This window comes from Mesorhizobium sp. CO1-1-11 (assembly GCF_020164995.1).
In the GTDB taxonomy this organism is placed as follows: Bacteria; Pseudomonadota; Alphaproteobacteria; order Rhizobiales; family Rhizobiaceae; genus Mesorhizobium; species Mesorhizobium australicum.
In genome coordinates this window covers 102,622-115,862 of sequence record NZ_JAIUHE010000012.1, presented here as the reverse complement: position 1 = coordinate 115,862, position 13,241 = coordinate 102,622, and the positions used below count along the sequence as shown (strand labels likewise).

General features: G+C 62.2%; 14 protein-coding genes and 2 pseudogenes. 3 read left to right on the top strand and 13 right to left on the bottom strand.

The features are described 5' to 3' along the window. Positions 1–247: 247 nt before the first annotated feature. From folB to LB554_RS16000, 7 genes and pseudogenes are all read right to left on the bottom strand, one after another. Positions 248–607 (bottom strand): dihydroneopterin aldolase, encoded by a 360-nt coding sequence (folB, locus tag LB554_RS16030; protein ID WP_015316682.1) that lies wholly within the window; start codon positions 605–607, stop codon positions 248–250. Positions 608–610: 3 nt separating this feature from the next. Then, positions 611–1,134 (bottom strand): annotated as a pseudogene (folP, locus tag LB554_RS16025) (dihydropteroate synthase); the annotation flags it as partial. Between the two features lie 195 nt (positions 1,135–1,329). Then, positions 1,330–1,623: a hypothetical protein gene (locus LB554_RS16020; RefSeq protein ID WP_015316681.1), complete on the bottom strand. Its 294-nt coding sequence runs from the start codon at positions 1,621–1,623 to the stop codon at positions 1,330–1,332. A gap of 239 nt (positions 1,624–1,862) precedes the next feature. After that, positions 1,863–2,372 (bottom strand): EF-hand domain-containing protein, encoded by a 510-nt coding sequence (locus tag LB554_RS16015; RefSeq protein WP_224585528.1) that lies wholly within the window; start codon positions 2,370–2,372, stop codon positions 1,863–1,865. A gap of 376 nt (positions 2,373–2,748) precedes the next feature. After that, positions 2,749–3,192, bottom strand: coding sequence for a DUF4112 domain-containing protein (locus LB554_RS16010; RefSeq protein ID WP_224585526.1), 444 nt, complete (start codon positions 3,190–3,192; stop codon positions 2,749–2,751). 6 nt (positions 3,193–3,198) lie between these two features. Further along, positions 3,199–3,666 carry a YidB family protein gene (locus tag LB554_RS16005; RefSeq protein WP_015316679.1) on the bottom strand — a complete coding sequence of 156 codons (468 nt, stop codon included), beginning with the start codon at positions 3,664–3,666 and terminating at the stop codon, positions 3,199–3,201. Positions 3,667–3,841: 175 nt separating this feature from the next. Then, positions 3,842–4,051, bottom strand: a complete 210-nt coding sequence (locus LB554_RS16000) for a DUF3072 domain-containing protein (RefSeq protein ID WP_224585524.1) — start codon at positions 4,049–4,051, stop codon at positions 3,842–3,844. Positions 4,052–4,548: 497 nt separating this feature from the next. Between LB554_RS16000 and LB554_RS15995 the strand changes: the two are divergent. From LB554_RS15995 to LB554_RS15985, 3 genes and pseudogenes are all read left to right on the top strand, one after another. Next, positions 4,549–4,752: pseudogene (locus LB554_RS15995) on the top strand (hypothetical protein); the annotation flags it as partial. 128 nt (positions 4,753–4,880) lie between these two features. Beyond that, positions 4,881–5,495, top strand: coding sequence for a class I SAM-dependent methyltransferase (locus LB554_RS15990; RefSeq protein ID WP_015316676.1), 615 nt, complete (start codon positions 4,881–4,883; stop codon positions 5,493–5,495). A gap of 137 nt (positions 5,496–5,632) precedes the next feature. Beyond that, positions 5,633–6,694, top strand: coding sequence for an aromatic ring-hydroxylating oxygenase subunit alpha (locus LB554_RS15985; protein WP_015316675.1), 1,062 nt, complete (start codon positions 5,633–5,635; stop codon positions 6,692–6,694). A 239-nt stretch (positions 6,695–6,933) separates the two neighbouring features. Here LB554_RS15985 and LB554_RS15980 read toward each other — a convergent pair whose 3' ends face one another. The 6 genes from LB554_RS15980 to LB554_RS15955 form a co-directional block, all read right to left on the bottom strand. Then, positions 6,934–7,677: an amino acid ABC transporter ATP-binding protein gene (locus LB554_RS15980; RefSeq protein ID WP_140792742.1), complete on the bottom strand. Its 744-nt coding sequence runs from the start codon at positions 7,675–7,677 to the stop codon at positions 6,934–6,936. Then, entirely contained in the window at positions 7,674–8,648 is a 975-nt protein-coding gene (locus LB554_RS15975; protein WP_015316673.1) for an amino acid ABC transporter permease, read from the bottom strand. The genes LB554_RS15980 and LB554_RS15975 overlap by 4 nt, the downstream gene beginning before the upstream one ends. Positions 8,649–8,701: 53 nt before the next feature. Continuing rightward, positions 8,702–9,535, bottom strand: coding sequence for a transporter substrate-binding domain-containing protein (locus tag LB554_RS15970; protein WP_224585523.1), 834 nt, complete (start codon positions 9,533–9,535; stop codon positions 8,702–8,704). Positions 9,536–9,784: 249 nt separating this feature from the next. Continuing rightward, complete coding sequence (locus LB554_RS15965; RefSeq protein WP_224585521.1) at positions 9,785–10,612, bottom strand: alpha/beta fold hydrolase; 828 nt, start codon at positions 10,610–10,612, stop codon at positions 9,785–9,787. Positions 10,613–10,614: 2 nt separating this feature from the next. Next, entirely contained in the window at positions 10,615–11,691 is a 1,077-nt protein-coding gene (locus LB554_RS15960) for an LLM class flavin-dependent oxidoreductase (RefSeq protein ID WP_015316670.1), read from the bottom strand. Between the two features lie 33 nt (positions 11,692–11,724). Beyond that, positions 11,725–13,236 carry an aldehyde dehydrogenase gene (locus tag LB554_RS15955; RefSeq protein WP_140792752.1) on the bottom strand — a complete coding sequence of 504 codons (1,512 nt, stop codon included), beginning with the start codon at positions 13,234–13,236 and terminating at the stop codon, positions 11,725–11,727. Between the last annotated feature and the right edge of the window lie 5 nt (positions 13,237–13,241).

Sequence of the window (13,241 nt, the reverse complement as noted above, 5' to 3'; positions counted from 1 at the left end):
ATCTTTGTGATACCCCACCAAGTAGCAGTGCGTCTGGGCAACAACGAGCCCTGACACGTCGTCCGTCTCGCCGGCGGCTGACCGGTGACGCTGGGCGGCAGAAGGTGCGGTGCGGTGACGAAGCCAGGGTTGAGGCAGTTCGAACCCTGTCCAGAGGGATCTTCCAACATGCAAATTTACAGGAAATGAGCTTGAGGGCGACGCCGCCGGATCGCCCAGATTGCCGCCGAGGCTCAGATAGACGGTGTTATTCGGGCCAGACAACGGTCACCTCGACGTAATCGAGCACGCCAGGCACCGGCGCATTGGGCTTGCGAACGGTGACCTCGGCTTTCCGGATCTGGGGAAAGCGCCCGCTGAGAGCCTTCGCGACTTCCAGGGCCAGCGCCTCGATCAGGAAGCGCCGGTGTCCGGTGATGATCTCCTCGATGACGGTGAAGGCGACGCCGTAATTCACCGTTTCCCCGATGGCGTCATCGACGAGCGCGCGTCCCGGCTCGACGGTGAGCGAGGCATCGACATAAAAGCGCTGCCCCAGCGCTTCTTCCTCGTCCAGCACGCCGTGCCGGGCAAAGAAGGCGCAATTCTTCATGCGGATGACATACATGGCTCAGCGTTCCGATCCGGTTTCCCGCGCCAGCATAGCATCCGCCACCGCCAGCGCGTCCACGTTGATTGCGACATCATGGACGCGAAACAGATGCGCGCCCTTGAGCCGGAGAATGACGCTGGTCGCCGCCGTGCCGGCCGCCCGATCAGCGGCGTCGCGGCCGGTGACGGTGCCGATGAAACGCTTTCGCGACGTACCGGCCATCAGCGGGAAGCCGAGCGCGCCAAGCTCGGCAAACCGTGCCATCAGATCGAGGTTTTCCTCCGCCGTCTCCTTGGCGAAGCCGAAGCCGGGGTCGAGCACGATATGCCGTCGGCAACACCTTGCCCGCGCCCGATCTCAAGCGATTTTCCCAAGAACGCCAGCTGGTCGGCGATCACATCGGGCAGCTTGTCGCGATCCCGTCCGGTATGCATGATGACGAGCCCGGCGCCGGTATCGGCCGTCACCCGCGCAATGTCGGGCTCGCGCTGCAGACCCCAGACGTCGTTGACGATATGCGCACCGCTCGCATGAGCTAGGCGTTTATCTTGTCAAAGTGGCCGTCAGGAAGTGCAGACCGTCAGCTAGCCATCGTCCTTTGAGGACAGCCGAGCCACCGTTGACTGAGTTTGAATCAGCGGTTTGGCGCACTGAGTCCGAAGCTGCCCTGCAGTATACCTCAGACGTGAAGCGGCATGCACTCGGTCATCGTCTGGGCCACACCATTGCCGCAGGCGCTAGACCAAAGCCATCGGCAGATATCGAATCACAACCTGCTCCTGGCGGAACCGCCGCTCCAATTCCGAACGCCGCCTTTGCCAATCGGGCAGATCGACTTCGTGAGTCATAACCTCGAAGATGACGATCTCGTCTGCTCCCTGCCTCCACACACCTTCCGCAGGCGCGCGCAAATACGCGGTGACACCGTCGAAGCGGAGCGCGAGCTCCTCCTTCACACGGTCAAACTCTTGCTTGGCGAAGGGCTTTCCTGCGTTGTCGGCGCGAGGTAGCAGAATCTGGACCAGATGCATGTTTGCCCCTAAACCTCGCAATGCTTGCCTAGAGCCACTTCTTTGGAACGCTTGGCCTATGGTCGTCGACGGGCACAGCCGTCCAGCCTCGTGCGAGCTCTGCGCAGGTCTTTACCCCGTTGATCCTACCGAGTATCGGCGGAGCATGAGACGGTGGGGAGCCAAATACCGTGCTCCGAGCCATCTCCTGTGGGCCCTAGCTTCAGACGTCGAGCAGGCCGAGGTACAACCTGTCGGTGCTAACGTCGGTCCTGGTCTCCTCCGGGACGGAAAAAGGATTGGAGTTCCTGGATGTCGACGCTTTCATCGCCGTCCTCGTCGACAGCGTTGAAAATTCGCCCGATGAAATCCTGAACCTCCGTCCGCGACAGTGTACCATCACCGTCGGTGTCCATGATGGCGAACATGATCCTCATTTTGGCACCCTGCATCATATCGGCTCCCGCCCTGCGGCCGTGCTTCATACGTCCCGTATCACGATCGCTCATCTCGTCGTCCTGAAGCCTTGGGCCCCTGTGTCGCCAATCTGCCTCGGGGTCTCGATCCTTTGCTGTTTTTTCCTGCAGCATCTCATCCATCATCTCGCGCATCATTTGACGCATTGCTTGCTGGTTCTGTCCGGCTTCGTCCGCCGTCCGATCCTGGGCTGGTGATGCGGGCTTGGGAACATCCGCCGATTGCGCAAAGGCGGACGGGGCGAGCATAGCGAACGCGGCCGCCAATACTGTAGTCGTGAATGCTCGTGTCATTGGGTTTCTCCATTAACTGCCACGCCGACCACCCGGCGTGCTGTCCAAACCAGCAGCTCGGTTCATGGTTCCTAGGCATCGGGCGCAAAAGCGGTATAGCTCCGATCACCTCAGCAAAGCGCTGGCTGTCTTTGTCGGAATCGACCTTACCGATCACCTGATCGCTGCGCAGATTTGCCAGCGGCGCAACAAAGATCGGTCTTCACCGATTTTGCCGAACTCATTGAACCCACATCGACAAAGGTGGCGCAGATTCCGCAGCCAGTTCCGAGAGTGCGGCTGGATGAAACATTCCAAGTTGGCGGCAACGGCATCGTCTCCGGCCAACACCGGCCGCTTCCCGGTCGCGAACGCCGCATGGGTGATGCCCTGCGAACTACCGTTCAGCAACCTGACGGCTTAGATGGCCACGAAGCAGGCGGATGTTGCGGTTGTTCGACTTGTAGTAAACATCGAAGATCGATCCGAGGACGGGCACGCTTCCCAAGACGGTATCAAACAGCACATTGGCCAACATCCGAGCAACCAACAGCTTCCCAGCGCCGCATTTGCGGGCTCGCAGCACAATGTAAGCCGAGATCAACCCGGTTGCTGTATCTCCCAGCACAGGCACCAGGCCTACCAGAGCATCCAGTCCGAACCGAATTGGCGTACTCGGGATTCGCCAGCGCGAATCAAGCAGCACTGCCAAGAGCTCGGCGATTGCCCTCGCAGTCTGGCGATCCACAATAGGCGTTTCGCTTGTCCCTACTTTCCGGCTGCCATTGCTCGCTCGATCCAATCTCCTCGGTTTCGCACCTCTCCAGTCCGCTTCCGTCATGTGGAATTAGCTTTGTATCGGCCGGGAAGGCACGTCGTCGAGCAGGTTGGGCTGGTCTGGAGCATTTGTTCGGTCGTCTGCTGGGAGGGTGCCGTCTGGGGTCATCTGGTTAACCGCGTCGGGCAAATCCCTGGTGATCCTTGCAATCAGCTCCTCGCGCGAGAGGCCGGTCTGGTGGGAGAGTGCTTCCAGCGTCGGCGCATCGATCGCCGTTACCACCTCGTGCGGCTCGATCGGCTGGTTCGGCCCGGTGCCGACCCAGGAGTCTACCTTCGACCCGGCACCTGCGTTTCTAAAGCGGTCGAGAATATCGCCGAGCGCCGTGCCGGATACGCCCTTGGACACCTGGTCCAGTATCCCGCCCTGGGGATTATTGGGATCGCCCGCTCCGCGGATCGCCTCGGCAATCTTGTCGCGGTTTTGATAAGCCAGAACCCCCAGCATAGCGATCGCAAGTCTTCCTAGATTGGCCACTCGTTCCTCCTGTGGTTTCGAATATGGAGAAGGTCTCGCCTTGCCAAAAGTTCCGCGATTGCCAGCAATATCAGGAAGGGCTTGGCAATCCCGACCCGCTCCCCAGCCGACTATGAGGCCTGCCCGCGCGAGATGGAAGGTCGAGGCGGTAAAGACAGAGCGCCCGAGCTGGTGCTTAAAGTTTCAGCTTTGCCCTTAGTGCATCTATGCGCTTGGAGGCCTCTGCCTTGCTGAGGTTGTCTGCAATGCTTTCCTGATCCTCAGCCTGCTCACACAGGGTTTTCAGATAAGACGCTTGGGATGGGGTCATCGGGTCGTCACCACTCACCCATTCGTCGGGTTCTTTCTCGACGTTTGCATCGGGTTTTGCGCGCGAGTCTTCCATTGCGATCTCCTGTCTTGGCATGGGGAATGCATTTGATCTTGTTTTGTTCCACCTGCTTGTTGCGGCCGTCATGAGCGCAGAGCCCGAGCATGCAGCCGCATCGTTTCCCCACTTTCGAATGGATTCACAACGAGGGCACAAGCCATCCACTACTCGTGTCCTTTCGCGACTTCCGGGTGGTCACCGCCGACTCCGACATCGCAGGAGCACGCAGGCTCGCTGTGCGGGTACTTGCGCTGCACGCAACCGGCCTGGTTGGGATGACGAGGCTATTCCGCGCCGTCGTCGCTGGATCATGCGCCACCACCGGTGCTCATGGCGCGCTTGCCACCATCGTAGGCCTTGAAGACCAGCCGATAATATCCGGGCGACGCTTTCCGCTTTGGAAGCCATTGCCTTCAACCATCGGAAAACCTGTCTCACCTCGTGAGCCGGCGCGCGGCCGTTCAGCGCTATGCAACCGCACTCGGCTTCGTTCTCCCCCGTGTTGGTCCCGGGGAGGCGCGCTGCTCGGACAGGCGATCGGCGGCGACACAGAGCACGGTGATCGGTGCCGCTGGCGGCGCCCTGATCAGTGCGGTGGTCGGCTCCGCCGCAACGCCGCAGCGGCGCGAAGACCAGCTCTGCCGCCACCAGGAGTGCTACGGGCGCATCGGCACCGCACCCTGTGACGACCGCGCCATTACAACCGCAATTACTGATTACGAGATTGCTTGGCTGGAGGGGGCAGCATCTCCTTCAGCTCCGCGACCGTGAAAGATTGAGGACGTCATCTTTTCCGCACTTCGTGCTGCTATATTTTGCTTAGGCGGACAGGAGGAGGTCGATAATGACTAGCTTTGCTGGCGCCCTGAGGAATCGCGGCAAACACGTTGCCAAGCGGTTGCTTCGCTACGACAGCCGCAACTGGCTGCGCATACGCCAGATCGAGGCCTTTACCGCGTTCATCGAAGCGGCCAACCGCAAGTCGCGAGATGTGATCGAGATCTCGCCAGGCTGGAACCGCTATTGGCGGGCGCTGTGCCCGGACTATCGCGCGGTGGACTTTCCAGACTTCGACATCTGCCGGGATCGGACCGAGGAGCAATATTCGATCGTCATCGCTGACCAGGTGTTGGAACATGTGCAGCGCCCGCAAGCGGCCGCAGCCAACATCCACGCCATGACCAAGCCCGGCGGCTGGGCGATGGTGGCCACACCCTTCCTGTTCCGCGTGCATGCGCGCCCGCATGACTACAACCGTTGGACGCCAGCGGGGCTTAAGCAGCTAATGGTCGAAGGCGGCTTCGCCCCGGACGACGTGCAGGCCTTTGGTTGGGGCAACAAAGCCTGCGCCAGAGCCCATATTGGCGGTCCTGTTAGGGCGTATGGGCTATGGCGAGACTTAACCAACGACGACGAATATCCGCTGATGGTGTGGACCTTCTCCAAAAAGCGGGTTTGAAGCCCGCTTTAGGGGCAGATATCAGCATGATTTTAGAGCAGCCGAGTTGGGACCGCGCAGGCTGTGCGCAGCAGAGCCAATTCCCTTGCGATGTCGCCCCACTTACGACAGGATTGCAGCAATTCGAGGGTTAGCCTATGACGCCAGACACCTTGCGGCCCAACCACCTGCCACTCGACACTCCGCCCGTGCAATACCTTAATCTGGACCCTTCGCTTTATGTCCGGGATGATATCTGGCAGCAGGAACGGGGCAACATTTTCGCGCACACCTGGCAGTTCATGGGGCCAGTCGCCTCGGTCGCGACGTCCGGTCAATACCTTGCCATCGACATCGCCGGTACGCCGATCTTCGCCATCCGGGGCCGGGACGGGACCTTGCGCGGATTTAAGAACGTCTGCCGCCACCGGGGGGCGAAACTTCTGGCCGATGGCGAGGGCAAATGTGGGCTGATCGTTTGTCCCTATCACAAATGGTCCTTTGCCGACACCGGACGGCTGGTGCAGGCCCCATGGTATGGCAAGGATCCCGCGATCATCGCCGAGGACTGGCCGCTGGAGACGGTGCAATTGTCCGAGTGGCGCGGGCTGCTCTTCGCGGCACTCGACCCGAAGGAAAGTCTTCTGGAGCAACTTGGCTCTCTGCCCGCCGAACTGGCGGACGAGCCGTTGGAGACCTATGCCGCCACCGATCAGGCCACCGTCAGCTTTGCGGCGAACTGGAAGATCTACACCGACAATTTCGTCGAAGGCTACCACATCCCTGGCACGCATCCCTCGTTCTACGCTGCCATCGACTTCGAAGCTTTCCAGACCACTGCCCATCCCGGTTATGTCCGGATGACCGCACCGCCGAAAGACGGTCTATTCTATCGCGGTAAATGGCTTTGGATGTGGCCGAACTGGACGCTGTCGCTTTTCGATGGCGGCATGAACGTTAGCCGGATCAACCCGACCTCACCGCATCACACAGACCAGCACTACCATTTCTTCTTTGCCGACACCTCTGCAGAAGCAACCGAGAGCAGGGCGAAATCCGTGCAAGGCACCCTGGCCGTGGTACGCGAGGACTACTCCATCTGCGCCGATACGCATCGCAACTATGCCGCAGGGGCCTATAGCTCCGGCCCACTCTCGGGGCGGCATGAGCGGGGAGTGCAGTATTTCCAGGAACGGGTCGCTGCGGCACTGGGGCTGTGACCGCCCCTGGCGTCCTTGTCCGCCGGATAGTGCTCCGGCTCGGCGCACGAGAGCCCCCGGCCAGTCGAGGGTATAGGGCGGGCAAGATAAGACGAACCCTTGACGGCTGGAACGGGGTCGATAGCGGACTGTCCGATTGTCTGATGAATGGGCCAGAAAGTTGACATTCCGCTCCGGGGCCGGCAGTGGACTTTCCGTCTCCCGCATTTCAAATCGAAACGCAGCCAGTTCCAAGATGGCTAATGCTTCAAAATCTGGCTAAGGAACAGCTTGGTTCGGTCGTGGCGCGGGTTGCCGAAGAACGCGTCGGGCGTGCCCTCCTCGACGATCTGTCCGGCGTCCATGAAGATGACGCGGTCGGCGACTGCCCGCGCAAAGCCCATCTCATGCGTCACGCACACCATGGTCATCCCGTCGCGCGCCAGTCCGGTCATCGTCTCCAGCACCTCGGAGACCATTTCAGGATCGAGCGCGGATGTGGGCTCGTCGAACAGCATGACATCGGGCTTCATGCACAGGCTGCGGGCGATCGCCACGCGCTGCTGCTGGCCGCCGGAAAGCTGGACCGGGAACTTGTTCGCCTGCTCGGGAATGCGGACCCGTTCGAGGAACTGGAGAGCGGTCTTGCGCGCCTCGGCCACCGAAACGCCCTTGACCCACATCGGCCCGGCCATGCAGTTCATCAGCACCGTCATATGCGGAAACAGGTTGAAGTGCTGGAAGACCATGCCGACGTTGGAGCGGACGGCCGCGACGTTGCTCATCCTGCCATGCAGGGCAACGCCGTTGACGACGATGTCGCCGGCTTGATGCGCCTCAAGGCGGTTGAAGCAACGGATCAATGTCGATTTGCCCGAGCCGGACGGCCCGCAGATGACGATGCGTTCGCCCTTGTGGACCGTCAGGTTGATGTCCTTCAGCGCTTGGAACTGGCCGTACCATTTGGATACGGTCCTGGCTTCGATTATGGCCTGAGCGCTCATCGCACCTTGCTCCTGCGGAAGTGGTGCTCGATGCGCGACTGGATCAGCTCAAGGCAGATCGACAGCACCCAGTAGATCATGGCGGCCGAAATCAGTGTCTCCATGTGCTGGAAGGTCTTCTGGCCGAGCGTGCGGGCCAGGAACATCAATTCCCAGACGCCGATGACGGAGACCAGCGAGGAATCCTTCAGCATCGAGATGAACTGGTTGCCCGTCGGCGGAATGATGACCGGCAACGCCTGCGGCAGGATGATGCGGCGCATGGTCAGCGCGAAGCCGAAACCCATGGAGCGCGATGCTTCCCACTGACCGCGATCGATGCTCTGGATTCCGGAGCGGAAGATCTCGGTCATGTAGGCGCCGTAGCACAGCGACAGCGCAAGGATGCCGGCGGGAACGGCATTGATCACGAAGCCGAGCTGCGGCAGCCCTAGATAGATCAGGTAGACCTGCATCAGCAGCGGCAGGCCACGGAAGAAGGACGTGTAGAAGCTGGCGATCGCGTAGGCGAAGCCATTGTTGGAGAGCTTGGCGACAGCGCCCGCCACCGCGATGAGCGAAGCGATGACGATGGAGATCGCCGAGACGTAGAGCGTCGTGACGACGCCCTGGCTGATCAGGAACGGCAGCTTCTCGCGGATGAATGGCAGGCTTAGGTGGAACGTTTCGAAGAACGCGATGAACAGGAGCAGCAGTTCCAGCCAGACGATGCCGATCTGCAGCTTGAGCGGTGCGAAGCCGATCAGGACGACGTTCAGCGTGAAGATCACCGCTATGGCGAAGCCGATGGCGAAGCGGCCGTAGAGGCCGCTGATCGACGGCTCACCGATTACCGGACGCATGAGTTCGGCAAAGCCGGTGCCAGACATGTTGAACGCCATGAAGACCAGCAGGACGATGCCGAACATCGTCGCCACGAACCAGGGCTTGTGAACGAGGCGTTCGGCCTCGACGGTATCCGGGTAGAGCATATTTGAGCACCGGCGGTTCGGCGGCCTGCAGTGGCAGGCCGCCTTTTGAGAGATTAGTTCGTCTTCGAATAATCCTGGCCGTACCATTTTTCCGAGAGCTTGCTCAGAGTGCCGTCCGCCTTCATCGATTTGACGGCGTCGGCGATCTTGGCCGACAATTCCGGATCGCCGTGCTCGATGGCGATCGCCAGGGGCTCGTAGAACACCGGATCGCCGACCTGCTTGATCGGATAGCCGGCCTTCACGGCATCGAGGATCGACGGCAGCGACGACACCACGGCGTCCAGGCGCACGCCGTCACCGAGGCGAAGGTCGTCGAAGGCGGTCGTCGAATTCTCGTAGGAGTGGACCTCCTTCGGGTTGAGCTTGTACTCGAAGGCCGGTGCGCCGGCGGCGTCGAGCGCCAGATCTTTCTTGGCATAGGCTTCGAAGGTGGAGGTGCTGGTGGCGCCAACCACCTTGCCATTGAGATCGGCCAGGGTCTTGGCCTTGCTGTCCTTGTGCACGGCGACCGCCGCGGGCGTGTAGTAGTACACAGCCGGAAAATCGAAGATCTCGGCGCGCTTCTTGGTCGGCGTCATCGAGCCGACATGCATGTCCCAGCGGCCCGCCCAGTTGCCGGCGGTGATGATGTCCCAGCCAGGCGTTACGAAGTCGACCTTGACGCCGAGATGCTTGCCTATCGCCTTGGCCACATCGACGTCGAAACCGTCGAGTTCATTGTTGGCGTTCACGAAGGACTGCGGGGCCCAGTTGGCATCGGTCGCCACCTTGAGCGTGCCGGCCGCGGTCACGCGGTCGAGCACCGCGCCGGCGTGGGCAGGATATGCGCCAAGCGCAAGCGCCAGCGCGGCCATCGCCACTTGTCGTCTGTTCCAGAATGTCATGTGCGTATTCCCCTGTTGTTTGTTCAGTCCCATGCGCTCATGGCCGTTCAGGCGGTCATGACTTCCCAATCCCTCGCCGACGAGATTGGCTCGCGGATTTAGCGACGCCCGGGCCTAGCCGGTCTTCCGCTGCCGCGGAGGATGTCTGCGGCCGTCATTCCCTCGCTCACGGGGAAAGCCTTGGCCTGTTGCCGACGCGTGTCGCCCGGCGCCTTGGCCAAAACGCCCTCTCCTGCCCCGCGAAGATCGCTACGCATAGGCGACGGCCGCTCTCGCGCGATCGACGCCCAGCAGGAAATCGGCCATCGTGTCGGCGACGAGAGCCGGCGCCTCGATCAGGATCGAGTGGCGAAGCCTGGGCAGGATGGCGATTTGTGAACCTTGCACCTGTTCGTGCATCAGCCGCGCCATGCGCGGACTGGCCCCTTGGTCGTCCGCGCCCGTCACGATCAGGGTTTGGCAGGTAATGCGGTCGAGGATGCCGCCGAAATCGGTTTCGGCGAGAACGCGATACGCAGCGACATAGCAGTCACGGTCGTTTTCGGCGTCGCGCCGGCGCAGTTCTGCGATGATCTCAGGGTTCCTGTTCTGAAAATCTTCCGTCAGCCAACGCGACAGCGAGGCGGCGTGATGCGCCGAGGCATCGCTCGCCATCAGCTCCGCCAGCCGGCCGCGCACGGCGTGTCGCTCCTCTGGCGTCCGGCCTGCGACCGTCGACAGCAGCACCAGTTTTTGCAGGCGTTCGGCATGCGTCAACGCGAGGCGCTGCGCGATCAAACCGCCCAAGGAAAACCCAGCCAGATTGAAAGTGGCAAACCCGACATGATCGGCCAGCGCGAGCGTCTCGGCGACGAAAGCATCGATCTCGTAGCGGCCCTTGACCCGGCTTGAGCGGCCGTGGCCGCGCAAATCGAAGGTAAGAACCGCGAAACGGTCTCTCAGCCGCTCGGCCACGCCATTCCAAGCTTCGAGATACGAGCCGACGCCATGGATGCAGACCAACGGCGCGCCGCCCTCGCCCTCGAGGCGCCAGTTGAGCAGCACGCCTTCGACATCGAGCTGGCCGGAACGTGCCATCCTCACGCCCTCGCCATATGGCGCTTTTTGTCGCGCTCGCGCGCGGCAAAGACCGGCATCACCTCGTCCACCCAAAGCTTGATCGTCTTCTTCTGCAGCTCGAACGGCAGGTTGAACGTCAGGCCGAGGCAATATTGGTCGACGCCCGCCGCCTCATAGTCGAGCAGCTTCTCGATCACCTCGTCCGGCGTGCCGAACATGAGGTTGCGGCGGATGTTTTCGGGATTGTAGTTGTCCTTGCCCTTGACGCTGTCGTAGGGCACGGCTTCGGGAAAGCCGCTGCGCACCGTGCCGATGTTCTGGAACAGGTTCTCGAAGGCGCGGCCATAGTCGATGGCATGCCCGACCGCGACCTCCCAGTCCTGCGCCCGTTCGTAGACGCAGGTGCGACGCTGCATCATCAGGCGCGGCCGCGGCACCTCCGGATGATCGGCGACGGCCTTGCGGAACTTCTCGCCCAGCACGGCGATCTCCGCCGCCGGTGCCGAGAGCGGCGTCGACAGGATCGAGGCGCCGATGCCGACCGCCCAGTCGAATGTGCCCGGGTCTCGAGCGGCCACCCAGATCGGCGGGTGCGGCTTCTGCAGCGGCTTCGGTACGCCGGCGGCCGCAGGGAACTTCCAGTAGTGACCGTCATGGGCATAGTCATCGGCCCACAGCCTCGTCACCGCCGGCACCAGCTCTTTGAGATAAGCGACCCCTTCCTGCTGCGGCATGCCGCCGGCCATGCGGTCGAATTCGTACTGATAGGAGCCGCGCGCGATGCCGAATTCCAGCCGTCCGCCGGTCAGGTGGTCGCAAAGCGCGGCCTCGCCGGCCAGCCGGATCGGGCTCCAGTAGGGCGCGACCAGCGTCGAGGTGCCGAGCCGGATCCGTTCGGTGTGCTGGGCAAGCCAGGTCAGCGTCATCAGCGGGTTGGGCGAGATCGTGCATTCGATCGTGTGATGCTCCGCAGTCCATAGCGTTTCGAAACCGCCCTCGTCAGCCATCCGCGCGAGGTCCAGGAGATTGGTCTTCACCCGCTCCATCGGGATATCGGGCGAGAAGCGCTCCATGGTGAGCGATACGGCGAATTTCATGTCGGTCTCCCGGTCGTTGGGTCGGGGTCTTGGTCAGCGAAGGCGGATGACGAACGGGTCCTGCATGGCACCCGAATAGTCGATGACGACGTTCTTCAGGCGCGAGAACTCCTCCATGGCGTCGAAGCCGCCGCGCCGCCCATAGCCGCTCTCCTTGAAGCCGCCGTTGGCGGACATGAAGGAGGAGGCGCGATAGGTGTTGATCCAGACGGTGCCCGCCTCGACATCGCGGGCGAAGCGCAGTGCGCGGTTGATGTCGCGTGTCCAGATGCCGGAGGCGAGCCCGTAGCGCGTGTCGTTGGCGAGCCGGATCATCTCGTCTTCCGACGAGAACGGGATGACGCCGACGATGGGACCGAACAATTCCTCCTGCATGAACTCCATGCCATTCTCAGCGCGGGTCATCACCGTCGGCTCGAAATACCAGCCGCCGGCAAGCTCGTCCGCCTGCGGACGCTTGCCGCCGGCCGCGATCCGCGCGCCTTGGCGCACACCGGAAGCGACATAGCCTTCCACTTTGGTGAGCTGTGCCGAGAGCGCGAGGGGGCCGATGTCGGTGTCCTCCAGCATCGGCAGCCCGACCCGCACCCGCCTTGTGCGTTCGACCAGAGCCTCGATGAAAAGCTCATAGACGCTCGCCTCAACGAAACAGCGCGAGCCCGCGACGCAGGTCTGGCCCGCGGCCGCGAAGACACCGGACACAACGCCGTTCACGGCATGCTCGATGTCTACGTCGCCGAAGACGACGTGAGGGGACTTGCCGCCAAGCTCCATCGAGCAGGGGATGAGGTTCTGCGCCGCATTGGCTGCAATGCGCCGCCCGGTTCCGGTCGAGCCGGTAAAGACAAATTTGGCGATGCCTGGATGCCTGGTCAGCGCGTCGCCGGCGACAGCGCCGGTGCCGGTTACCACGTTGACGACCCCGGCGGGGAAGCCGGCCTCCATGATCAGTTCAGCCAGCGCCAGCGTCGAGGCCGTGGCATGCTCCGATGGCTTGACGACCACTGTATTGCCGAGCGCCAGGCACGGCGCCAGCGTGCCGGTGAGCAGCATCAGCGGCGAGTTCCACGGCGTGATCATGCCTACGACACCGATCGGCTCGCGCACATTGAAGTTGAGCATGTCGAGCTTGTTAACGGGAATCGTGTCACCGAGCAGCTTGTCGGCCATGCCGGCGAAGTAGGTGTAGCTGTCGGGCATGGCGCGCATCTGCGCCCTCATCTCCTTGAGCAGCTTGCCATTGTCGCGCGTCTCGATCAGCGCCAGCGCGTCGGCGTTGTCGAGGACCAGTTCCGCCAGGCGGCGCACCAGCCTGCCGCGATCAGTCTGGGTCATGCGCCGCCAGGCCGGATTTGCGAAAGCAGAGCGCGCCGCGTCCACAGCCGCGCCGACATCCTCGGCCCCAGCCTCGGCAAACTGGTACCAGGGCCTGCCGGTGGTCGGGTCGAAACTGTCGATATACTGTCCGCTCCTCGGCGCCGTGAACGCGCCGTTGATGAACAGGTTCTGGCGCGAGCCTTCGAGCGATGCGACCGTCGTTTTCATGTCTG

What these genes read in the sequence shown, in the direction of transcription:
- LB554_RS15970 (WP_224585523.1), bottom strand. Translation starts at nt 9,535, where the DNA reads ATGACATTCTGGAACAGACGACAAGTGGCGATGGCCGCGCTGGCGCTT.
- LB554_RS16015 (WP_224585528.1), bottom strand. Translation starts at nt 2,372, where the DNA reads ATGACACGAGCATTCACGACTACAGTATTGGCGGCCGCGTTCGCTATG.
- LB554_RS16000 (WP_224585524.1), bottom strand. Translation starts at nt 4,051, where the DNA reads ATGGAAGACTCGCGCGCAAAACCCGATGCAAACGTCGAGAAAGAACCC.
- LB554_RS15990 (WP_015316676.1), top strand. Translation starts at nt 4,881, where the DNA reads ATGACTAGCTTTGCTGGCGCCCTGAGGAATCGCGGCAAACACGTTGCC.
- LB554_RS15975 (WP_015316673.1), bottom strand. Translation starts at nt 8,648, where the DNA reads ATGCTCTACCCGGATACCGTCGAGGCCGAACGCCTCGTTCACAAGCCC.
- LB554_RS15985 (WP_015316675.1), top strand. Translation starts at nt 5,633, where the DNA reads ATGACGCCAGACACCTTGCGGCCCAACCACCTGCCACTCGACACTCCG.
- LB554_RS16020 (WP_015316681.1), bottom strand. Translation starts at nt 1,623, where the DNA reads ATGCATCTGGTCCAGATTCTGCTACCTCGCGCCGACAACGCAGGAAAG.
- LB554_RS15955 (WP_140792752.1), bottom strand. Translation starts at nt 13,236, where the DNA reads ATGAAAACGACGGTCGCATCGCTCGAAGGCTCGCGCCAGAACCTGTTC.
- LB554_RS15965 (WP_224585521.1), bottom strand. Translation starts at nt 10,612, where the DNA reads ATGGCACGTTCCGGCCAGCTCGATGTCGAAGGCGTGCTGCTCAACTGG.
- LB554_RS15980 (WP_140792742.1), bottom strand. Translation starts at nt 7,677, where the DNA reads ATGAGCGCTCAGGCCATAATCGAAGCCAGGACCGTATCCAAATGGTAC.
- LB554_RS15960 (WP_015316670.1), bottom strand. Translation starts at nt 11,691, where the DNA reads ATGAAATTCGCCGTATCGCTCACCATGGAGCGCTTCTCGCCCGATATC.
- folB (WP_015316682.1), bottom strand. Translation starts at nt 607, where the DNA reads ATGTATGTCATCCGCATGAAGAATTGCGCCTTCTTTGCCCGGCACGGC.
- LB554_RS16010 (WP_224585526.1), bottom strand. Translation starts at nt 3,192, where the DNA reads ATGACGGAAGCGGACTGGAGAGGTGCGAAACCGAGGAGATTGGATCGA.